The sequence below is a fragment of the Oscillospiraceae bacterium genome (assembly GCA_035380125.1).
In the GTDB taxonomy this organism is placed as follows: domain Bacteria; phylum Bacillota; class Clostridia; order Oscillospirales; family JAKOTC01; genus DAOPZJ01.
This window is the reverse complement of the sequence record DAOSWV010000002.1, coordinates 1-23,128: the sequence shown is the minus strand read 5'-3', so window position 1 is coordinate 23,128 and position 23,128 is coordinate 1. Positions and strand designations below refer to the sequence as shown.

22 protein-coding genes and 1 tRNA gene are annotated in these 23,128 nt (G+C 48.2%); 18 read left to right on the top strand and 5 right to left on the bottom strand.

The window, feature by feature from the left end; translation table 11 throughout:
• Window positions 1-15: 15 nt before the first annotated feature.
• Window positions 16-1,095: a hypothetical protein gene (locus PK629_00750; GenBank protein ID HOP09999.1), complete on the top strand. Its 1,080-nt coding sequence runs from the start codon at window positions 16-18 to the stop codon at window positions 1,093-1,095.
• A gap of 30 nt (window positions 1,096-1,125) precedes the next feature.
• On the opposite strand, the gene PK629_00745 is transcribed toward PK629_00750, so the two are convergent.
• Window positions 1,126-1,359: a hypothetical protein gene (locus PK629_00745; GenBank protein ID HOP09998.1), complete on the bottom strand. Its 234-nt coding sequence runs from the start codon at window positions 1,357-1,359 to the stop codon at window positions 1,126-1,128.
• Between PK629_00745 and PK629_00740 the strand changes: the two genes are divergently transcribed.
• From PK629_00740 to PK629_00725, 4 genes are all read left to right on the top strand, one after another.
• Complete coding sequence (locus PK629_00740) at window positions 1,349-2,239, top strand: hypothetical protein (protein ID HOP09997.1); 891 nt, start codon at window positions 1,349-1,351, stop codon at window positions 2,237-2,239. The two genes, PK629_00745 and PK629_00740, sit on opposite strands and share 11 nt — an antisense overlap.
• Before the next feature lie 222 nt (window positions 2,240-2,461).
• The gene (locus tag PK629_00735; protein HOP09996.1) at window positions 2,462-2,881 is read left to right on the top strand and encodes an OadG family protein; all 420 of its coding nucleotides are present in this window, start codon (window positions 2,462-2,464) and stop codon (window positions 2,879-2,881) included.
• A 10-nt stretch (window positions 2,882-2,891) separates the two neighbouring features.
• Window positions 2,892-4,118, top strand: coding sequence for a sodium ion-translocating decarboxylase subunit beta (locus tag PK629_00730; GenBank protein HOP09995.1), 1,227 nt, complete (start codon window positions 2,892-2,894; stop codon window positions 4,116-4,118).
• Window positions 4,119-4,467: 349 nt separating this feature from the next.
• Window positions 4,468-4,543: transfer RNA gene (locus tag PK629_00725), tRNA-Pro, on the top strand.
• A gap of 258 nt (window positions 4,544-4,801) precedes the next feature.
• On the opposite strand, the gene PK629_00720 is transcribed toward PK629_00725, so the two are convergent.
• The 4 genes from PK629_00720 to PK629_00705 form a co-directional block, all read right to left on the bottom strand.
• Window positions 4,802-5,074, bottom strand: a complete 273-nt coding sequence (locus PK629_00720; GenBank protein HOP09994.1) for a hypothetical protein — start codon at window positions 5,072-5,074, stop codon at window positions 4,802-4,804.
• 2 nt (window positions 5,075-5,076) lie between these two features.
• Window positions 5,077-5,748: a CPBP family intramembrane metalloprotease gene (locus PK629_00715; protein HOP09993.1), complete on the bottom strand. Its 672-nt coding sequence runs from the start codon at window positions 5,746-5,748 to the stop codon at window positions 5,077-5,079.
• A gap of 89 nt (window positions 5,749-5,837) precedes the next feature.
• Complete coding sequence (locus tag PK629_00710; protein HOP09992.1) at window positions 5,838-6,689, bottom strand: hypothetical protein; 852 nt, start codon at window positions 6,687-6,689, stop codon at window positions 5,838-5,840.
• 5 nt (window positions 6,690-6,694) lie between these two features.
• Window positions 6,695-7,183 carry a MarR family transcriptional regulator gene (locus tag PK629_00705; protein HOP09991.1) on the bottom strand — a complete coding sequence of 163 codons (489 nt, stop codon included), beginning with the start codon at window positions 7,181-7,183 and terminating at the stop codon, window positions 6,695-6,697.
• 180 nt (window positions 7,184-7,363) lie between these two features.
• On the opposite strand from PK629_00705, the gene PK629_00700 reads away from it, so the two are divergent.
• From PK629_00700 to PK629_00640, 13 genes are all read left to right on the top strand, one after another.
• Entirely contained in the window at window positions 7,364-7,522 is a 159-nt protein-coding gene (locus PK629_00700; GenBank protein ID HOP09990.1) for a hypothetical protein, read from the top strand.
• 169 nt (window positions 7,523-7,691) lie between these two features.
• On the top strand, window positions 7,692-9,374 hold the full coding sequence (locus PK629_00695; protein HOP09989.1) for a glycosyl hydrolase family 18 protein: 1,683 nt from the start codon (window positions 7,692-7,694) through the stop codon (window positions 9,372-9,374).
• 238 nt (window positions 9,375-9,612) lie between these two features.
• The gene (locus tag PK629_00690; protein ID HOP09988.1) at window positions 9,613-10,392 is read left to right on the top strand and encodes a hypothetical protein; all 780 of its coding nucleotides are present in this window, start codon (window positions 9,613-9,615) and stop codon (window positions 10,390-10,392) included.
• A gap of 177 nt (window positions 10,393-10,569) precedes the next feature.
• On the top strand, window positions 10,570-10,899 hold the full coding sequence (locus PK629_00685; GenBank protein ID HOP09987.1) for a Rieske 2Fe-2S domain-containing protein: 330 nt from the start codon (window positions 10,570-10,572) through the stop codon (window positions 10,897-10,899).
• Between the two features lie 39 nt (window positions 10,900-10,938).
• The gene (locus PK629_00680) at window positions 10,939-11,133 is read left to right on the top strand and encodes a DUF2892 domain-containing protein (protein HOP09986.1); all 195 of its coding nucleotides are present in this window, start codon (window positions 10,939-10,941) and stop codon (window positions 11,131-11,133) included.
• Between the two features lie 137 nt (window positions 11,134-11,270).
• Entirely contained in the window at window positions 11,271-12,800 is a 1,530-nt protein-coding gene (locus PK629_00675) for a diguanylate cyclase (protein ID HOP09985.1), read from the top strand.
• 160 nt (window positions 12,801-12,960) lie between these two features.
• Window positions 12,961-15,282, top strand: coding sequence for a hypothetical protein (locus PK629_00670; protein HOP09984.1), 2,322 nt, complete (start codon window positions 12,961-12,963; stop codon window positions 15,280-15,282).
• Between the two features lie 264 nt (window positions 15,283-15,546).
• Window positions 15,547-16,590 (top strand): uroporphyrinogen decarboxylase family protein, encoded by a 1,044-nt coding sequence (locus PK629_00665; protein HOP09983.1) that lies wholly within the window; start codon window positions 15,547-15,549, stop codon window positions 16,588-16,590.
• Window positions 16,591-16,668: 78 nt separating this feature from the next.
• Window positions 16,669-18,699: a DUF4838 domain-containing protein gene (locus tag PK629_00660; GenBank protein HOP09982.1), complete on the top strand. Its 2,031-nt coding sequence runs from the start codon at window positions 16,669-16,671 to the stop codon at window positions 18,697-18,699.
• 47 nt (window positions 18,700-18,746) lie between these two features.
• Window positions 18,747-19,040, top strand: a complete 294-nt coding sequence (locus PK629_00655) for a hypothetical protein (GenBank protein ID HOP09981.1) — start codon at window positions 18,747-18,749, stop codon at window positions 19,038-19,040.
• The gene (locus PK629_00650) at window positions 18,959-20,032 is read left to right on the top strand and encodes a D-serine ammonia-lyase (protein HOP09980.1); all 1,074 of its coding nucleotides are present in this window, start codon (window positions 18,959-18,961) and stop codon (window positions 20,030-20,032) included. Before PK629_00655 ends, PK629_00650 begins: the two co-directional genes overlap by 82 nt.
• Window positions 20,029-22,062: a hypothetical protein gene (locus PK629_00645; GenBank protein HOP09979.1), complete on the top strand. Its 2,034-nt coding sequence runs from the start codon at window positions 20,029-20,031 to the stop codon at window positions 22,060-22,062. Before PK629_00650 ends, PK629_00645 begins: the two co-directional genes overlap by 4 nt.
• A 22-nt stretch (window positions 22,063-22,084) precedes the next feature.
• Window positions 22,085-23,128: hypothetical protein (locus tag PK629_00640; protein HOP09978.1), on the top strand; the 1,044-nt coding region annotated here is incomplete at its 3' end.

Sequence of the window (23,128 nt, the reverse complement as noted above, 5' to 3'; positions counted from 1 at the left end):
GAGAGAGGCAATAAAATGACAACGCCATACATTCGTTATTTTTCAATAGTATTATCCGCACTTGTTATATTTTGCTGCATGAGCGGTTCGGTTTCCACATCGGCTTCGCTTTATTCGTTTTCATCAGCCCTCGAATTAAACACCGGTTCCATTGAGGATAACAAACCGGATTATTTTATTTTCATTGACTACCTGCTGGTGGGCAGTTATAAAAACGGGCAATGGTTCAGTTCCTATGACCGAGATATTTATATTGCGGATTTATTGGAAGAAGAGGCTTATTATGGCTATAGCCAAAACGAATTGATAGGTGTTTCTGATGAACTGACATTTTGCTACTCTGAGGATTTAGGGAATAGTTTTCAACAAAATCCGCAACCATTAATTCCATATGCGACCGAGCACGATTCAGGAGGTGAATATATTACCTTTGATCTTCCTTTCACTCTCCCAAAAGATTTACGTTATTTAAAAAGTGAAACTTACAACACAAATATCTATTTTCACATTCAAAACCCCTTAGGCGAACATTATTATACTCCGCTTATCATTTCAGCGGATTTCAATCCGCTCCCCAAAACCGAAGTGAAAGAATTATCAGAATCCTTCTCCGACGAGGATAAAGCTGCGGTAACGAAAGAACTTGAACGGCTTGATATCCCGGGCGCTCCGGTGAATATCACCGAGGTCTATGAATACGATGTTGAAGGAGACGGCGAAACGGAACAGTTTATTTTTGCTCAAACGCCTCGAACCGATGACGGTTATCCCTATGTTTCGGCAGAAGAGATCGAAAACGACCAATCGGGTTATTATTACGTGGTCTTGTGCAAAGACGAAACCAGTTATAAAACAGTCGTTTCTTGGAGTTGGCTGTATCGCTTTAGCCATAATAAAGACATGACAGAACCCGGCGACTATTATTGCACCGCCATCCAGTCGATTTATATGGAAGGTATATTCGATTTGAATAATGACGGCATCTATGAATTATGCCTTTTTCAACCTGAATATGAGTTCGGCCAGGTTTTTGTTTATACACTTAATGAACACAACGAGTGGGATCGGGTGTTAGCCGGAAATTACGGTATGTAGTACCTCTCTCTTTTTATAATTCCATTTCTTCTATGAAAGTGAGAAATTACATATGAAAAAATCCTTTCTCCGTGTCTGTGCAGCGCTTCTCTCCGTTACCTTCTGCATCGGCTGCTCCGGCAGCCCTGTTTCGGAACCCGGCTCGACCTCCTCCTCCATAATGAACTCTTCCCTTGCCTCCTCACAGGTCTCTTCACAAATTTCATCCTCCGCTTCTTCTGCTCTCTCATCAGCACCCTTCTCCGAAAGTGCGATGAGTTCCATTGTCTCAGAACCGCCCATCGAAGAAGACCCGGGGTATTTTATCTTCCTTGATAACATGCTTGTCGGCAGTTATCATGACAATCAATGGCATACCATCGAAAACCGTGAACTTTCAATCGCCGATTATTTAAAACAATACGCCTATTACTGTTATAGCCAAACCGAACTGATCGGCATTTCAAAAAAGCTCACATTCATGTATGACTGTGAAGCAAACGACAGTTTCGCAAACGACGGCAAACCCCTGATTCCTTATGCGCAAGAACACAACGGATTATCAAAGATGACGTTTTATATTCCTTTTGAACTTCCTCAAGATCTGCGTTATATAAAAAGCCAAACATACAACACAAACATCATTTTCAATGTCGAATACGCTGAACACTATTTTCCGCTTGTCCTCTCAACAGATTTTAACCCTCTTCCCAAATCCCAAATAAAACAAATAACCGGGTCTTCCGAAGCGGACAAAGTAGCAGTAAAAACCGAATTGGAACATCTCGGAGTCCCCGACGCCCCCATAAATATCACCGAATGCTTTGAATTCGATTATAACAACGACGGCAGCACCGAACATTTTGTAATTGCCAATGCTCCGAGAGATGAATGGGGCTACGTATTTGAATATTCACCTTTTTATTATATGGTTTTGATAAAAGATAAAACCGGTTATAAAACGGTTACCTCTTGGAGCCGCTCAAATGACAGGGTTACCGCCGATCAATTCATGGAATTGATCGGGTTCTTTGATTTGAACAACGACGGCATTTTTGAACTATGCCTATATAAACAAGAATGGGAGTGGCATCATGTTTACGTCTATTCTCTCAACGATCAAAGCGAATGGGAATGCGTACTGACCGGAAGCGGCGGTATGTAATTTCTGACATATAAAAATCATCATCCGTTATAAAAAGCCGTGGCAATTCGTTGACTGCCGCGGCTTTTTTGAATGCATTTTTATTCAACTTTTTATCTTTCCCGTGCTTGCGTTCGCGGAAAAGATCATGTATAATATGTTATACTGCGAAATTTGTGCCAAATAGGCCAAATATGCAGTGATCGCCTAATGGCAAATGTGTTGGAAAGGTCGTTACCCCGTATGAATTTTTGGTTTCTCGCATTCAACTGGTCGGAAATGTCAAAAGGTGAACTTTCACTTTTAACGACCCTGACCGGACTGATCATCGTCTTCGCCATCCTGATTATCCTGACGCTGGTCATCTCTCTGTTCGGAAAAATCGGGGCCGCTTCCGCCGCCAAACCGGGCAAAAAGACGGATAAAGCCGCTGATTCAAATCCGAAACCGCCCGTGAAGACCGCTCCGCCGGTCAGCAAATCCGTTCAGACAACCGAAGATGACTCGCTGATCGCCGTCATTGCCGCCGCCGTACATGCGTTCGGTGAAAGTGTCGGTCAAAAACTCGCGATCAAGTCGGTTCAGCGCGTACCGCGCAAGAGCAAGGACGGCCGGTCCGCTTGGGCCAACGCGGGTGTCCGCGATAATACGAGATCTTTTTGAACGGAGTTGAATGAACTTGAGCTTTTTAATTGCCGCGTCCAATATCTGGACCGAATTTGCGGATGTCCTCAGTAAATTTTTAACCAAAACCGGTTTTGTTCAGTTTGTCACCACCGATGGCGGCTGGAAAGATCTGATCATGATCTTTGTATCCTTCTTCCTGCTTTATCTGGCAATCAAAAAACAGTTTGAACCGTTGCTGCTGGTTCCGATCGCTTTCGGTATTTTATTGGCAAACCTGCCGTTGGGCGGGATGTTCCATACCGAACTGTTCGAAGGCGGCCATATCGACTGGTCGCAGTTCGCCGCCGGAAATGCGGGACTGCTGGACCTCTTATATATAGGCGTTAAACTCGGTATTTATCCACCGTTGATCTTCATGGGCGTCGGTGCGATGACCGACTTCGGCCCGCTGATCGCAAACCCCCGCAGCTTTCTGCTCGGTGCCGCGGCACAGCTGGGTATCTTCGTCGCATTTGTCGGCGCAATCTTTTTGGGCTTTACAGGTCCCGAGGCCGCTTCCATCGGCATCATCGGCGGCGCAGACGGTCCGACGGCCATCTTCCTGACCTCAAAACTCGCACCGCATCTGCTCGGACCGATTGCAATTGCGGCTTATTCCTATATGGCATTGGTTCCGTTCATTCAGCCGCCGATCATGAGGGCACTGACCACGAAAAAAGAGCGCCTGATCAGAATGGAACAGCTCCGTCCGGTCTCCAAGAAAGAAAAAATTATCTTCCCGATCGCCATCACAACCATCGTTTCTCTGATTATCCCCGACGCGGCTGTTTTGGTCGGTATGCTGATGTTGGGCAACCTCTTCCGAGAATGCGGTGTTGTTGACCGTCTCTCCAAAACCGCACAGAATGACCTGATGAATATCGTCGTCATCTTCCTGGGCCTCACAGTCGGTGCTACCACGAAAGGCAGTGTCTTCCTGCAGTTAAGCACACTCAAGATCGTTCTCATGGGTCTTGTAGCCTTTGCATGCGGCACCACCGGTGGTGTGCTGTTGGGCAAGCTGATGAGCAAACTCTCACACGGCAAGATCAACCCGCTGATCGGTGCGGCCGGTGTCTCGGCAGTCCCGATGGCAGCCAGAGTTGTCCAGAAGGTCGGCCAGAAAGAGGATCCGAGCAACCATCTTCTGATGTACGCCATGGGTCCGAACGTGGCCGGTGTTATCGGTTCGGCGGTTGCAGCCGGTGTCCTTCTCCAAATCTTCGGCGCATAGAATCCACATGCGGTTAAAGCTGCTTGCAATATGCGCGTCAAAATCTGCTTTCACTTCGCCGCATAGCCGCGTTTCCCCACTCGGTGATCATCTGTAGGGAGCGACGACCTCGGCGCTCCGACGGGTAGAGCAAGCTGTCAAACGCGTCTTGGAATCTGCGAACCAGTGGCTTGATAGCGCACGCTTCCCACTTTTGTTCATATCTTATTATATTTATTATCGTACCAAACGGGGCGGCGAATTCGCCGCCCCTGCTTTTGCCCTTCTCGATTTATTCAAAAAACATCTCCGAAAAATTCACTTTTCCGCTTTACAAAATGACTTGTAAACGTATAAAATAGAGACACATCGGGGTGTAGCGCAGTTGGTAGCGCGCCTGCTTTGGGAGCAGGATGCCGCAGGTTCGAATCCTGTCACTCCGACCAAGAAATAGCAGAGGGCACCTAAAGTGCCCTCTGCTATTTCTTGCCCTTGGGAGGATTCGAACCTTTCGAACTCCTGTCACAAAAGCACCCTGAGGTGCTTTTTTGTTTTTGCCATGGGAGGAAATTTGAATCTTAAACAGAGTTCTTATGGTCAAGCATACGCTATCTCAGAATACATCATCCGAATTTCAGGAGTATTCCAAATCAGCTGCACAAAAAAGTCCTGCCTGCTATATCGACAGGCAGCGATTCTCTTTTCTATTTTTTTATTATTCTCTTGACGGGATGCGACGTAGTTGTTGTCGCTTCAATTGATTGTCGAATTGAATTAATAATTTTAACCGGAACTGCAAGCAAAGTGGAAAAACCAGTTGTAATCCCGTGCATTTTAATTGGCTTATTCGCTGAATCCCCCTTCTTTATAGACGCCCTCAATTGTTCCTCATTTAATTTTTCAGCCAAACAATATTCGTGTATACCGTCATAAATTATTACATTGCATTTTTCAAGTTCATAAAGAGTTCTTAACATGATTAACCTCCAACAGATAATACTTTAAATAAATATCCAATACCAACCATCAAAACGTTACTTGAACTATGCATAAGCATAGGATATAAAACGCTCTTGCTTTTTTGATAAACAATCCCCTGAATGGTTCCAAGCACAAACGAATAAAGCATTTGAAAATAATTCACCTCAAAAACGAACGGGCTTAAAGACCATTTAATATGTGCAAACGAAAATAATACCGATGCTAATATTACTTCCAAAGTAACATTACCTTTTATTGAAAAGCTTTTTCCAAATGCATATATCAATATTGTTATCGGCAATGCCCGAAAAACAACTTCTTCTACCGGTCCGCTTAATAGCAACTGGAACGCCAACGTTCCGACCACATTCCTTTTATCCAACGGAAACGCATAGACAGGGAGTTGGTTATTCACAGCCAAATAGATGTGCTGCGCAATTGAAATCACAACAAAAGCAGCTGTAAATATAGTAAAGTATTTTATTCCTTTTTTCTTATCGCCGAGTTGAAAGTAGAAGTTGAGATTTAAAATTTTTCTCAACGCGAGGATAATCAGCGCGGCAATTAAAAATTGAACCGCATGATGTATGGAAATTTCGGCGAAGCTATTAAAAGGATCGATTTGTTGATAAGGAACTAAAGCCGCAATTAAATAACCCGCTTTTCCCATCAAGACCTGTATAACAAGCAGCAATATTAAAGCGAGCATTCCGAACGCTGCTCTGTTGCATTTTGTCGTTTTAATTTATAAGCACCTCCTTAAGCCGCTTCATGTTTTTGTAGGTTTTGTTTTCTCAAGAACTCACCTTTTGGAATAATCGTCAAATATGAAGCAATTGTCGCTAATATTGTATCGATTAAAATCCGCAGAAAAACGTCGCCAATATAACCTGAAAACAATAAGGGCATAAATACAAGGAACACGGTCCAATTCAAACCAAAAATCAAGAAACCGAATCTCACGGCCCTGTGTAAAAAAGACCGCTCGTTTTTGCTGTTTCCAAGCATTATAAACGCTGACCCGATGGAAATTCCCATCAACAGTGTCCATATTAACGTGTGAAAAGGTCTGCTTTGATTTCCGGATTTGATGATCCCTGAAAGATAAGCGATATATCTGCCTGCAAGAAACATCCCCGTAAAAATCAGTACTGCTTTGATTTTTTGTTTGAAAACAAATGTTACCGGACGATCGTGCATGGCTTCTCCAATTTGCAGCTTGCTCAGAAGAATACACATCACAAAAACAGGTATCGCATCACTGAGGCCGACAACAAATTCTTTCATGATTGGATTTCCAAACAGAGATACCCCCTCAAGCATTGCAAACATCCAAAGCAGTGCTATTGCCGCCCCGTAACGCAATCCTTTCTTTACACCCACTCCGGGTATCTCATTTCTGATTTTCCAAAACACAAACGCAACGCCCGAAAAAGCGATTATAGCCCAAAGAGAAACTGTAATTTCTGTTCCCAGAATCCTCTGTACTAAGCTATAGTTCGGATTCTCCGGCATCGTACTGTATGAGCTTGTAACAATATGCAAAATGATATCCAATAACACACAAGCAAATATCGTTGCAGCAACTTTTATTATTTGACCTTTTTTCATATACCTCACTCCTGAGCATTAGTACCCTCATCATTAACCGCATTTTCAATGTCAGCCAGATTCGAAAGCAATTTCTCAAGAAAATGTCTTATCTTCGTAATATCATTTGTATCTATTTCTTTGAACATTTTTTCTCGAAATATTGCCCCTTTGGGGTCTGTTTGCTTCCAGAAATCATAGCTCTTTTCCGTCATTCTCAGTCTGGTGACTCTGGCATCTTTTTTATCTTTTTCCAGTGCCAGCAACCCCTTGCTTTCAAGTTTCACAGCCACTTGTTTGACGTTCTGGTGAGAACTCCCCATCGCATTGGCGGCTTCTTTTAAAGTCGGAGGAAAATCGAAGAGGCTGTTGATCGTCTCTGACAAAAACCACTGTTTGGTAGTCACATCAAATTCTTTGAATTCTCTTTCGAGAAGCGTATTCATCTTATTTGAAATGATCAGTAAAAGCCCAAAAATCATCGCTTTATCAGGAATATTATTGTTTGAATTCATGATTACACCCCATCTGCTAATTGGATAATGCGTTATAGGTAATGCATTTCCTTTTTAGATAATACATTACCTTTTCCTGTTTGTCAATACTTTTTAAAAATTTTTTTGAATAATATTGAATGACTGCCAAAAAGCATAAAACTCTCTCCCTGCAGAGAAACTACTCCCGAGGTGATGATTATGGCGAAAGCCGGTATGCGCAGACCCGATCCCAAGCAGCCGCACGGCACCGAGAGCAACCGCAAGCTGCATATTCCGAAGAATGACGCGCCGCCCGTTCCGGAGATACAGGGCAAAGCGAAAAGCGGCAAGGAGAAAGCAAGGCCGATCCAAAAATAAGATAAAGCACTTGTTCGTTTCGAACAGGTGCTTTTTCATACTCTTATATTTCAATCAAAATGCAGGGAAAGCCGGGGTTATCATTCATTTTCTGCCATAATTTATACATTGATTTGCCACTTCTATTCAAATATACTTAAAAACAAGGAAAAAGCGAAAGCGAGATTGTATGATGAAAAAATCGAAATACATAAATTCGTTCTGCTCGGTTTTTATTGCCGTTTTACTGCTGTCACTGTATACAGGTGTATATTCAGCAAAGGCGATTAAGAAAAAAATAATCTCTCCGACCGCTCCGGCAAACTTGACCGTATCGGAAGTCGGGGAAACATGGGCGACACTCACATGGACGGCTTCGTACGCCGCCAAAGGAATCGCCTCCTACTTGATCTATCAAAACGCTGTCTATATTGGTTCAAGCCAAACCACAAGTTTCGCCGTAACAGGCCTTTCCGCCTCCGCTTCCTATGAATTTTATGTCCGAGCCAAAGACTACAGAGGGAACCTTTCTCCCATCAGCAATACCGTCACAGTCACTATTTCAGTCCCGCCGATAATACCATCTGCGGTTTCATCCATCCCTTCTGAACCATCATCAACAGCGTCTGCGGTTTCTTCCGTGATTTCATCAGCGGTTTCATCCGTATCGTCTGTGTTTTCATCTGCGCCATCATCCGTATCGTCTGTCGTTTCATCGGTGCCTCTCACGTCTTCTTCCGAATCATCTGTGGTTTCTTCTACCTCTTCGTCCCCGACTTCTTCCGAATCCCCTGCGACCCCATCCGAACCTGCCCCCGCCGGTAAGATCGTTGCGGGTTATTATACAAGCTGGTCGGCTTACAACGGATATACCCCGCTCGATATCCCCGCATCAAAACTCACCCATATCAATTATGCCTTTGCCAAAATCGGGGACGATTTGAAAATCGCTCTCGGTGATCCGAATATCGATCTTGCCAATTTTGCAAAGCTCAATCAGCTCAAAGCGGCGAATCCCGACCTGAAAACACTGATTTCTGTCGGCGGATGGACGTTCTCCGACAAATTCTCCGATGCCGCACTGACCGAATCCAGCCGAACGGCATTTACGGACAGTGTTGTTGAATTTATCACGAAATACAATTTCGACGGCGTCGATATCGATTGGGAATATCCCGTCAGCGGAGGACTTTCGACAAACACTTACCGGCCGGAGGACAAACAAAACTTCACCCTGCTGATGAAAACATTAAGAGAGAAATTAGATACGCAGGGAGCGCTTGACGGCAAAGAATATCTCCTGTCATTCGCGGGCGGCGCGGGCAATACATACATCAAAAACACGGAGCTCAGTCTGATCGGCAGCTATGTTGATTACGCCATTATCATGACCTACGACCTTCACGGCCCGTGGGATACCTACACCGACTTCAACGCCCCTCTTTATACGCCGACCACGGCGTCCCCACAATATCAATTGAGCGTCGATTCCTGTGTCAAGGCCTGGATTGCGGCGGGCTTCCCATCTTCGAAAATCGTACTTGGCATTCCTTTCTACGGTTATATTTACAGCGGCGTCACCAATGCAAATAACGGACTTTATCAACACTATACCAGCGGAAAATCCATCGCTTACGACAGCATTTTGTCCGGATATTTGAGCGATTCCGCCTATACCAAGTATTATTATCCGGACGCGAAAGTACCGACCCTGTTCAACGCCTCCGTGTTTATCTCCTATGACGACCCTGCCTCCATTGCCGAAAAAGCAAACTATGTGAATCTCAGCAATCTCGCGGGCGTCTCGGTCTGGGAACTCTCCCAAAACAAAGACGGAACGCTGCTCAATGCGATTCATGAAAATATACAATAACCCCATTACGCAACGGATCAGCATCAAAAACAGTAAAGAAGAAGTAATTATAAATTAAATATCAGCAACACCGCCCGCTCAATTCGAGCGGGCGGTGTTCATCTAATTGCTTTGTTTATTATAAATGCCTCAAACCCCGCCCTATCGCCGTTTTATAGATCAATACCCGGTTGACATTTCATAGGGAATTATGTAAAATATTGAAAGATAAAAAACAACAGTGAAAGGATTGATATCTTTGCTTGACAAGGCTCCGGAAACCTTGAATGGTTATGATGATGAAGCTTTCCTCAACACGCATGAGGGGATTCGACGCAACCGTATGGACATGAAGTATCTGGTTATTACGAATGAGCAAAATACCGTTATTCCTCCCTTTTGTGTCTGCTGTATGAAACCAACCCGAACGACTGAAAAATTCATTGCGACGGCTTCCGAGACCACCCACTCGTTTGCAGGCAGAACCAGAACCACCCGAACCTCCACAGCTTATTTACCGATCTGCCCTGAATGTCTGAAGCATCGCAAGCAGATCAACTGGGCCAATCGGGGAATAATCGCTGCCTCCTCCGTGCTTGCGGCAACCAGCACTATACTGTGGGCCTCTTTGTTTGAGCCGACCGGTGCTTTTTGGATTCTACCCTTCCTAACCGCGATAGTGATTTATGTTACACTCGGTGTGATCGTCAAGTTTCCGCCACTTGAAAAGGAGCATTCCGCTCGGCAATATGCGGGATGGCTGGGCGGTACAACTATGGACGGTAGCGATGTTGAATTTTATTTTACAAATTGGCAGTATGCCAAATTATTTGAAAAAGCCAATGAATTTAAAAAGCTTTTACCCGGTAAGCGCGCTCTGACCTTTGTTGAAAAACCATATAAAAATCGCGCAAAGAGCCGTCTGTTTTTACTTTCTGTCGATCATCCCAAAGCTGTCGGAGTATTGATCCTGATTATCACGGGTGTAATGCTGTTGATCTATGGAAAAAACCTTGCGATCCTCGGTTCCTCGCTGTAAACCTGCCAATAGATTATTAATCGCTTCCGGACGGAGCGATTTATTTTTTCGATTCACATGATATTCATGGGGTAATCCGGTGTTGTCATGTCCATTTTAACCCATGAGCCCTTATTTTATGAATATTTGTTGATATCGGTTGTTTGTGGTATAATGAAAAGAACAAGGAGGGATATTATGGAGTATGTCAAAGTCGCACAGACCGGCGAAGTAAAACCCGGAGAGAAAAAGAAAGTCACCGCAGACGGCAAAGTGTTGCTGCTCACCAACATCGGGGGTACATACTATGCCATCGACAACAAATGCCCGCACATGGGCGGTTCCCTCTACGACGGGATTCTGGAGGGCGACACCATCACCTGTCCCTGGCACGGCACCGTGTTCGATGTGAAAACCGGTAAAACGATCAAAGGCGGCAAGATCGCATTCATGAATCTCAAAGTCAAAGACGACCGCGCATATCCGGTCAAGGCCGAAGGTGAGGACATCCTCGTCGGCATCGAATAAAATAATACGCGAAGGACAAATAAGAAAGGGGAAATTGAAATGAAAAAGAATGTTGGTACCGTGGATAAGTGGATCCGCATCATTTTGGGACTTGCCGTGTTGAGTTTAATTTTCCTGATTGAAGGCAATCTGAAATGGCTGGGATTGATCGGTCTGATTCCGTTGATCACGGGACTCATCGGTTACTGCCCGCTTTATGCGCTGTTCAAAATCAGCACTGATAAAACCAAATAAAAATAGAGAACCCATTAAAATCGCTTCTGTCACAGAGGCGGTTTTGTTTTACAATACCCTTGAAAATGCAAATAATGACATGATTTGCATTTTATGATATAATGTGGCATATTCCAACGGCGGGAGAGGCGTTTTTAATGCTCATAACGAATTTTATCAGTATTTATCTGTTATCCGTGACCATTGTCGTTATTTTTTATGCAGTCCAAATCAGAACGCTGAGCGGGGCAAATTATGCCAAAACAGCGATGCTGTTGTGCCTTGCGGTGTGTTTTTACATTCTCGGCTATACCCTGGAACTCAATTCGACCGGTCCCGCACAGATTTTGTTCTGGAATCTGATCGAATACATCGGAATCCCGTTCGTCTCCGCATTATGGCTGACAATGGCATTGATTTATACAGGGCATCTCACGCGTTACAAAAAACTCGTTTTCGCGGCTATTTACATCATCCCGTTCATTACGCTGATTCTCCGATATACAAACGAATATCACCACCTCTATTTCTCATCCTTGAATTTCGTCAAAGAATTGGGTACATTGATTCTCGTCAAACAAGCGGGACCATGGATGTATGTGCAGGCGGCTCATTCCGCCGCTATGGTCTTTGCGGCTTTGGGGCTTTTCATATACGACGCCGCAAAAAAGAAGGAACGGCAAAACGGCAAGATCTACTATTTGATCAGCGCAACGGTATTTGCGATCATGGGTCTGGTCCTCGCGCAATTCAAATTACTGCCTTTCCGAATCGATTATATGGCGCTGTTTCTGCCGACGACCTGCATCATGGTGATTTTAGCGATCACCCGCTATGACCTGCTTGAAATCAAATCCCTCGCAAGAAGCAAAGTTTTCGAAGCCGGCAACGACGCCATTTTACTGCTCAACAGCCAAAACAGAATCCTTGACTATAATGACAGCGCAAATCGGCTCTTTCAGAGAATCGGCATCAACCCGGAAGATAAATGCCTCTCTGCGGCTTTCGCTGAGCGCCCCGAACTTTTAAAGAGCATGGAAAGCCCGATAACTTCGGTCATAAAACTTCCGATCGGCGATAAAAACTGTTATTACGAAATCACCACCGAAAGCACGGACGATAAAAATGCCCTGCGCGGATGGATCAAAACCATCCGCGACGTCACAGAAATCTACCTGCTCAACGAAGAACTGCACCGGCTGGCGATGACGGATGAACTGAGTGTCCTCAGCAATCGCAGAGCATTTATTAAACTCGGCAAAGAATGGGTTTTAAAGTCCGAAGAAAACAGCGGCATTTTATATCTTCTGATGCTGGATCTGGATCATTTCAAGGATGTAAACGACCAATACGGTCATCTTTCTGGGGATCTGGCGATTCGGGAATTTGCCCAATTATTGAAAAATCACTTCAATTCAAACAGTCTCGTCGCGCGTCTCGGAGGCGAGGAATTTGCCGTTTTGCTCGAAAGTCAGACCGATGATGAGGTCGTTGCATTGGTCCGTTCTTTTCTGTCCAGAGCGGAACGCCATATTTATAATTATTCCGGCGTTCGGTTCAATGTGACGGTCAGCATAGGAGTGACAAAAAAGCAGCCCGGGCAGATGCTGGAAAGCATGATGCAAAAAGCGGACAGAGCGCTTTATCAGTCCAAAGAACACGGCCGAAACCGTTTCACCGTGCTGTGATCTGTGATAAAACAAAATATTTCTTATAAAGAAGGTGGGAAATTTCCACCTTCTTTATTGCATTTTTCGACCACTTTCCCTTTTTATGATTGACAGAATTCGGATTTTCGTGTAAAATGTTGTCATTCATACGTTTAAAAATACCGAAGGGGACGATTCAATGACCGTATTTCAAAACCCGTTTTATCTTCTGGGTGCGGCCGCACAGGACGACCGCTGGAAAATCTCCGCTCTGGCCGATGAAAAATCGATTTCTGCCGGAATTGATGCGGATGCTGTTACAGCGGCACGCGACGTTTTGACCAACCCGCAAAAACGCCTCTCAGCCGAACTCCGCTGGTTTCCGGGGCTGGGAAAAGAGGAACTCGCAAAACTCCTCTTCTTCTTCTCCGAATTAAAAGACGGTCATCAATCCGCCGTTCCGGGGCTTGTGAATCCGGGCATTCTCACCGCATTAAATCTCCGCCTTGGTGCGTTCCCGCTCTGGCATTTTGAAACCGATTCAGAATTAAATCAAATCATTCTCGATATCAACCGACTTTTTGAGTCGGCAACCGTCGAAGCAGTTAAAATCGAAATCAATCGCGATCGGATCACCGCCGGAATTTCCCCGGTCAATGATGATTCCGAACTCAAAACGGCCCTTCGCAATTACCGAGATGAGATTCGGCAGACCCTTCACGATAAAATCTCCGCACTTCCGCAAAATCGATATTTCAGCTTAATTGCCGGACTCTCCGCCGTCAATCAATCAGGCGGCGTTCTCGACGATATCCTGACGGGATACGAACTGTACATCATGCCGGAGGTCAAAGAGCAAAAACAACGCATTTGGACTTTAATTTCCGCACTTAAAAATGAGAGCATCCCATCCGAAGGCACGGTAAACGAACTCTCATCGGCATTAAATCGCTGGAATCTGCTGGTCCGACCGCTGCAAGCAGCGGCTGAGAAACACGGGCAGCGGCATCCCGACAGCGAGGAAGTCACAAACGCCGTTCGCGAACTCACTGCCGAACTGAACAGCCGTGGCGGTATACCGGAAGTTCTTCTGCCCTTCACAGCGGTCAAAAATGCCGTTCCCGAACCGCAGAATGCCGTACAGCCCGGAGTAACCGACAGTCAGAACGTTCCCTTAATACAGCCCGAAACAGATACCCAAACCCAGCAGGAGTCTCTATACCGAAACCGCATCGACAGAAAATACTCTGTCTACCTCAACGCAGACAAGGTGGTCATCCCGCCGTTTTGCACCTGCTGTATGAAACCGACCTCATTGGTCGAGAGCGTCAGCGCTTCCTCCTCGCAAAAAGAAGGCGGAAAAGCCGCAACCCGAACCGTTTCAATCAATATGCCAGTCTGTCCCGAGTGCCTTGCGCACCGTAAAAAAGCCAAATGGGCGAATTGGATTCTTTTCGCGCTCTCATCCTTGATCGGTTTGGCGAGTGTTCTATGGTTTGCAACACTGTTCTCCACCGCCGAAATTGCCTTCTGGCTCCTCCCGATTCTGGTCGCGGCAGCGGCTTATGTCCTGCTCGGACTGCTGTTACGTCTTCCGAAACTCGGCGGCGAACACTCGGCTATGCAAAACAGCGCATGGATCGGCGGTATCCATCTTCAGGATAATTATATCCTGTATACTTTCACCAACTGGCGTTATGCGAATTTATTCGCAAAATCCAATGCCCCACAGCACGCCGATTCAAACGGTGAAGCACCTCATGTCATCGAGGAGCCGTACCGCAACCGCGCCAAACACCGCGCCTTTTTCCAGGCGGCCGAATACGCTGTCGGCATCGGCGCGCTTTCGTTGGTTTTTACCGCCGCTTTGCTGTTGATTTTCGGCAGTAAGCTGACCGCGCTTTCAACCGCTGTGTTCGTTGCGCCTACAGCCGCCCCTGCCTCTTCGGTTGCATCCTCTGTACCGAGTTCCTCTTTGCCCGCAAGTTCAATCATCTCTTCCGTTCCGGTCTCTTCCGCCGTATCCTCTTCAAAGACAAGTTCTGTACGTTCCAGCACATCGACCTCATCAAAAACGTCTTCCGTATCTAAAAGCTCTGAGACAACCTCATCCAAACCGGCTTCGTCAGCACCGGTCAGCTCTGTGGTTACCTCGTCAAAGGTGTCCTCCGTGCGTTCTTCTGTAACTTCATCTGTACGCCCGAGTTCCGTTGCAGCCTCTTCGAAGACCTCTTCCGTCGATTACGATGCCTTAAATGAAGAGCGCCGTCAGGAAATTTTACTTGAGCTGGATGAACTCAGACCTCAGCTCAATGCGATTGTCAATCAGCTTAATGTATATGAATCTCAATTGGATACCCTTTGGGCAAAATATGAACAGACCCATGACCGCAGTGATTATGATGAATATCAAGCGCTCTACGATGAATACCTTATGTACTACGAGCAGGTCTATCTTCCGTTAGCAAATGAATATGAGGCCTTGCTCGATGAATATGAAAGTTTAAATCCCAAAGGTTGAACGTAATCACACTCTTTGTTCATTCACTATATCCACCATTAATTCTGCTTCCTTCAAGTTTGTCACCTCATCGCTGACCCAACCCTCTGCAGCGCAGATTTGAAAGATATTACTTGTCTGCGCGAATCTATTATGCCCAGTTCTTTAATATTTCCCTGTATTCCCGAAGAAGCCGGTTGACTTCTTCGGGTTTTTCTATTAGAATAAACCCAACCTAAGCCAGTCAAAACAATTTGGTCGGCGCCTGCCGGTTAAGGAGTTCCTATGACAGAAAGAGAGAATTATCTGCGCACGGTTGAATTCGGCTATCCCGAATACATCCCGGTTACCATCTGCATGAACCTCGCCTCATTGATTGCGTATCAAGGCGAAATGGAGGCGGTCATGGCGCGTTTCCCGGAATTTTTCCCGAATTTTCAGCCCGGAAAAATCGATTATGCCGAATACGGCGACGGCTGCTGCGACATCACCGAACCCGATGCTTGGGGTTATCAATGGCACTATAAAATGTACGGCATCGAGGGCTGCGTCATCAACCCGCCGCTCGACGACTGGCACAAGTTCAATCATTGGAAAGCGCCCGATTCCGACGTCTGGAAAGACCGCGGCGGCCAACGCGATTGGGCGGCGGAATTTCAAAAAATCGCCGCAGCGAAACAAAGCGAAAAACTCACCCGCGGCGGGCTTGTTCACGGCTTTCTGTTCCTGCGCCTGCAGTATTTGATGGGGTTTGAAAACCTGATGGTCAATATGGCCGAGGAAGACCCGAATCTGTTCAAACTGATCGACATCATCGACCGCGAAAACCTGAAAATCGTTCAAAATTATTGTAAAGCAGGCGTCGATGTCATGGAATTGCCTGAAGACCTCGGCGCGGAGTCCTCGATGATCATCAGCAAAGAGATGTTCCGTCAATACATTGCCCCGTCTTATCGGAAATTGACCGCGCCCTGCCGCCAAAACAAGGTCAAAGTCGCCATTCACAGCGACGGTTATATTCTGCCGATTTTAGACGATCTGATCGAGATCGGCATGGACATCATCAACCCGCAGGACCTGTGCAACGGCATCGGCAATCTGGCGAAAGCGCTCAAGGGCAAGGTCTGCATCCGACTCGACCTCGACCGCGTCAAGATCACCTCGCACGGCACACGCGCCGAGATTTTCGAATTGATCGAAGAAGAGGTCAAAGTCCTCGGCTCCGAAAAAGGCGGTCTGGAATTCATCTACGGCGTCTACCCGCCGACCGGCCCCGATCAAGTCGCCTACATCTGCGAGGCCTTTCAAAAATATCGGCAGATTAAATAATACTGAGGCAACATTAATTTCAAAGGCGGTGACAGCGTGCGTATTGATATATTTGTGCCTTTCCGAGGGGCCGCACAGATGGTTTCGGTTTGGGCGTTTGACGAAGAAAATATTGATTTCGGAGAAGATTCCTTTCAGGCGGCAAGATGCACCTGTTCTTACGCTGCCGTCGAGTTAAAAAAATATCTAACCCAAACCCTTGAAAATTCCGACATCCGCTTCACCGAGTCAAAGACCGATGAGATTTTCACCATCGAACTGCAAATCGGCGACAATGCCTCTCGAAGCGACGAATTTTTATTAAAGCCCCAGCCGAACGGACTGTTGATCCGAGGCAAAGGCCGAACGGGTCTTCTTTATGGTGTTTATGAACTGCTGCGGCTGCAGGGCTGGCGGTGGTATGCACCCGGCGATGAGGGGGAAATTCAACCCGAAAAACGAAAAGATTTAATTATGCCCCGGCAGGAGACCGAATTTACACCTTCCTATGATAATGGCAGGGGTTTTGATTTCGGGCAGTGGTACAGCAAAGATTCGATCAAGTTTTGGGTCTGGATGTCAAAAAACCGTATGAACGTCGCGGGATACAGGGTCTACACAGCCCCACTCTGCGACAAACTCGGCATGCAGTTTAAAATCGGCGGGCACATTTTCGAAAAATGCCTGGACCCCGATAAAATGACGCCAAGCGGCAAAACTCTATGGGAAGAACACAAAGATTGGTTCGGGCAGGCCGCCGACGGAACGCGAAAAAAAGAACTGGCGCAAAAAATTCAATTCTGCACCTCCAACGAGGATTTGACAAGTTATCTGGCGGACGAGGTTTTACGGTATCTCAATACCAAATGGAAGCACGCCGACCGGGTGGATATCTGGGGCTTTGACACTTGGGGTTATACCTGCAACTGCGACAAATGCAATGCATTAGGCAACGACACCGATAAAAACCTGCATTTTTTATCCGACATACGCACACAGATCGACCGGGCCCGAGCGGACGGGCGGCTGGATCACGACGTCAAAATGGTGTTTTGCGGGTATGAGGGCACCTGCACCATCACGGGCCCGCAAAATCCGATTCCGCAAAACCTGTTGGACGCGGGAGACCTGATGGTCTATTACCCCATCCGCAGATGCTACGCGCACGATTTTTCCGACGAGACCTGTGAAATCAACGCGTTCTATAAAAAATCGCTGAAGAGTTGGCTTGATAAAAAACCCGCCGTGCCGGTCGTCATCGGCGAATATTATAATGTCTCCAAGTTTGAGGATCTGCCGCTCATTTTCAGCCAAAGAATCGCGGCGGATATTCCTTATTATCATCAAATGGGCGTCCGAAGCGCCACTTATATGCACGTGCCCATGAACAATCAGGGCATGCGCACGCTCACGCAGCTGCTGTATGCCCAAATGTGTTGGGATGTCCACACCGACGTAAATAAACTGCTGAATGAATATTTTGAAAATTGGTACGGTCCTTATGCCGAAGAAATGCGCGAGGCCTACCGCCTGACCGAAGAGGCGTGGCTCTACTGCGCGGATTGGCGGGCATGGGGACCCCGCAGCGTGTTGTCGCAGCTGTTGGAATGGGACGGTACGAAACCCGAAAACCCGCTGACTTTCGACAACCACTTTCAAACCGCGGACGGCGCCTTAAAAAGCGGCAGGCAATCGGTGCGGCAGCTGCAAAAAGCATTAGATATTGTCAATGAAGTCCGGCAAAAAGATTTAAAAGAAGCCGCTTTAAAAGGAGAAATCAAAATCGGCGCGGGGGTAAACCCGGATGACGCCAAAAAATTCATCGCCTTTAACCGTTATACCAAGCGCATCGGAGAAGATCGGCGGCTGTTGATTTACGCATCACAGACCATGCAGCTGATGGCCGAGACGGTCGCCTATCACAACGCCTTATATCTTCAAAACGAACAAGAAGCGGCGCAAATCTGGCAAACCGTTGAATCACTCGAAAACCGTCTGGATTCCTACGGCGTCACGGTTGAATACGATTTCCCGGCTCCCGGCGTCTGCAGCAAAGACGCGCTCACCAAGACACAGCTACGCGATGTCGTCATGCGCTGCAGAAAATACCGACTCGAGACACAAAATTAAAAATTCACCGGCATGAGACCGCTTATCTGCTTTTTACGGAGACCGACATGAAACAAATCAACCCCGAATTGTTGGAAAATTTAAAATGTGCCAGACCCGCCATCTGGCAAAACCCCGAACTGAAACCTTTTCAAGAGGTGGAAGCCGACCTTGCCCTGCGCCGTGAGGATATCGCCGACGCCGAAGCAAGATTAATCCGTTTTGCTCCATTGATTCAACGGCTTTTCCCCGAGACGTCGGAAAGCAAGGGCATCATCGAATCCCCGCTACGGGAACTGCCGAACATGAAAGCGGCACGGAGAAGCGGTACGGTGTTCAAATCACCGGCAGATTGTTTTTAAAATGCGATCACGCCCTGCCGGTTGCCGGTTCGGTCAAGGCCCGGGGCGGCATTTATGAGGTCCTGAAATTAACCGAGCAGTTGGCCCTGCAAAACGGCTTTGACGGAAAGGACTATGCTTCACTCGCCGATGAAAATTGGAGAAACCTGTTTTCCGGTTATTCCGTTCTGGTGGGTTCCACCGGCAATCTGGGGCTTTCGATCGGGACGATGTCGTCGGCGCTGGGATTTCACGCGGTGGTGCATATGTCCGCCGACGCCAAGGTGTGGAAAAAAGACCTGCTGCGCAGCCGCGGCGTCGAGGTGATCGAACATCCGGCGGCCTATTCGGTGGCGGTCTGCAATGCCCGTGACGAGGCCAAAAAAGACGCCTGCAGTTATTTTGTGGACGACGAACATTCCGCCGACCTCTTTTTGGGTTATGCGGTGGCGGCAAACCGGCTGAAAGGTCAGCTGAACGCGCTTGATCTTATTCCCGATCCGAAATCACCGCTCACCGCCTATATCCCCTGCGGGGTAGGCGGCGCACCCGGCGGCGTGACGTTCGGGTTGAAAACCGTATACGAAGACGCCGCCAAGAGTTGGTTCGCCCAGTCGGCGCAGTCCCCTTGCATGCTGCTGGGAATGGCCTCGGGGCTGCACGACCGCACGAGCGTAGAGGATATCGGCTTGTCGGGCAAAACCGATGCCGACGGGTTGGCGGTGGGACGGCCCTCCGGATTGGTCGGGACTATGATGCGAAATCTGGTCAGCGGAATTTATACCATCGCCGATGAAGAGATGTATCCGCTGCTGGCTTTACTGAAAGAGACCGAAAATATTTATATCGAACCCTCTGCCGCCACCGGCCTGCTGGGTCCCGTGATCGCGGCCAAAGTCGGAGAAAAAGCCGGTATTCACATCTGTTGGGCCACCGGCGGCTCGATGGTCCCCGAAGAAACAGCCGAACGCCACATCGAAAAAGGAAAACGCCTATTGGAGGGAAAAGCATGAAAGTTTCAGACCCGTCCGTTCGCCCGGAAAACCAGCTTTGGCGGTTGACCGGACAGACCGCAAAAGAGATGCTGGAAGCCCATAACCGCAAGCGGGAATCCCTGACCGACGCGGCGGAGTGGGAAGCGCTCTCTGCCGAGATGAAACAGGCCTTTCTGAAGGCGTTTCCCCCGTTGCTGCGGGAAAAATGCCCGCTGAACGCAAGGGTGGTGTCCCGCCACGAGTTCGAGCATTTCCGAATTGAAAATGTGCTTTTTGAATCCATCCCCGGGTGGGAGGTCAACGCCACCCTCTATCTGCCCAAAGAACCGGGGGTCTATCCCGCAGTGGTCTGCCCCACCGGTTCCAGTTCCAAGGTGCGCACGGTCTATCAGAAGCCCTGTCAGATTTTTGCCCGAAACGGCTATATCGCCCTTTCCATCGATCCGCCGGGATTCATCGGTGAGCGCAGGTTGATGAACGATTGTTTTGTCACCGGTCAAAGCGGATTTTTAACGGGCATCTGGAGTCAGGCCAATTATATCACGGACACCCTGCGATGTCTGGATTATCTCGACACCCGTCCCGACGTGGAACGCTCGAAAGGATACGCCGTGTCCGGTTTGTCGCTTGGCGGGCATATCACGGCCCATTGCGGCTGGATGGACGACCGAATCACCTGCATCGCACCGGTCTGCTCGGTAAAATCCCGCCTGCAGGTCATCATGACCGAACGGTATACCGCACAACCCACCTCGTGGTATACCGGATTTTTAAAACACGGCATCGACACCTCCGATCTGCTGTGCATGGCGGCGCCCAAACCCTGCCTGATCCACAGCGGCACCGGCGACGAGGTCTCCGACACCGCGTCGGCCCGTAAGGTTTATGCCGATGTGCAACGGATTTACAAGTTATACGCCGCACAGGACCGCGCGGAGCTGTTTGTTGACAACTGCCCCCACGAATATTCGGCTAATATGGCCAACCGCACGGTGGAGTGGATGAACGGCCTCATCGCGGTGAATCCCAAACCTCTCACCCCGCTGCAGGAATCGGATCTTCAGTTTTTGGAGCCGGAATATCTGCAGTGCCATCCGTCAAATAAATTGAATTATTACACCTTAAACAAACAGGAAGCCGAACGGCTGGCCGCTCAAAGGCAGCCGAAATCCGCCGAGGCCTATACCGCAGAAATCAAGCAACTTCTTTCACTTCCCGCAGAATGCAAACCTGAATCGGTGCGTGCCGATCTGATTGATCAGCCGGTCTGGGTACACTCCCTCTTTGGGGTGGAAATGCTGCTGTCCGACGACGTGCATATACCCGGGCTGCTGCTCAAACGCACCGCCTGCGAAAAAGCGCCCGCCCTGCTGTTCTTTGACGAAAACGGCAAATGGGAGTGGCTTTACAAAAACGGGCCGCTGGCCCGTGCGGCAAGGTTTTTGGAGCGCACAACCGATGACAAAGAACCCATGGTGCTGAGCATGGATCTCTCGGGTTGGGGCGAATTGACCCCGCAGCCCGGTGCCTACGATCTGGCCTCTTGGGCGGACACCGCCAATCAGCTGGCCTACATCGGCATGGGTATCGAACACACGGTGATCGGCCAGCGGGTCAAAGAAGCGCTTTCAGCCCTCTTTTGGCTCGAAAACCGCCCCGATGTTGACCGAAACCGCATTTATATGGGCGGGCGCGGCCAGGGCGCGTTGGTGGCGCTGCTGACGGCAGCCGTCAGCGGCCATATCAAAAAGCTGCTCTGCGTGGAAATGCTCTCCCACTACGGCGCATTGCTTGAGGACTATCCCAACCTGTGGAAATCGGATGTGATGATTCCCGAAGTACTCAAACATTTCGATCTGCCGGAGTTGGCGGCGGTTTTCGGCGGTCAGCTGCTGTTGCTCAATCCGCTGGACGGCACCAAAGCGCCGCTCTGTCGGGACAAAGCCGATTGGCTGTATCGCGACGCGCAAAAAAGAGGCGCCGAAATCCATGCCGGCTTGAACCCGCAGGAGATTCAAAAAATCTTTACGGATTTCATCTATTCGTAAACACAATAAAAAGAGGTGCAATATGAACAAACTGGTATTCTTTGACGACTTTATGGTATGGGGAACCTCCGGAATGCGGCGGCGGGCTTTTGCGCCCAAGCAGCTGCCGGAGCTGTCCTTTCAACGACCCGGCGGCACAGGCGGTCGGTTGTTTTACTGCCCCGATACCGGCAATTACCGGATGCTTTACGACCTGCTGCCCGACATCACAAACGACTGGGGACGGATGCCGGTCTATGAGGAATCGACGGATTTGGTTCACTGGATAAAACCCGACGACGCATCCCAACCCGATCGCCTGCCTTCCGTCTGCATGATGATCGACGGGCATGATCCCGATCCGTCACGCCGTTATAAGTGTATTTATTTTAATTACAAAGACCCCAAAAACGCCCCGGGCAACATCGCATTCAGCCCGGACGGCGTCCATTGGGCCAAAGACGAATCCCACCCGTTCTGCCAACACGCCAGCGACACGTTCAACAACTTGTTTTACAACGAATCGCTGGGGGAATATCAGCTGATTATGCGCCCGAACCACATGGACCGCCGAATCACCTGCATCCGTTCCAAAGACCTGAAAGAATGGTCGCAGCCGGAAATCATGCTGACTCCCGATCCTTTTGACGAGCCGTTTTCCGAATATTACGGGATGCTGGTTCTGCCGTTGGAGGGTTATTTTCTGGGGATGCTTTGGGTATTTTACACCGACCCGGATGATTTTATCGGCAACAAAATGGCCGGTAAAGTCGACAGTTATCTCACCTACAGTTATGACGGCCTGCATTGGAACAAAGCAAGCCGCCTTCCGGTGACCGAACGTCCGATGCCGCCCGAATTCGGCAGCACCTGCCTGTATATGCATCTTCCGCAGCCGGGGCGGACGGAAAACGAATGGCTGATTTCCGCCTTAGGCGGCCGCATCGACCACGCAGCCGGGTTTACCCCGGCTTATCCGGATTCAAAAATACCGGAATATGCCCAACAGCACGGCCGAAGCGCCACCAATCTGTATTCCATCCGAAAAGAGGGGTTTGCGGGATTAGAGTCGGTGGGCTATCAGGCG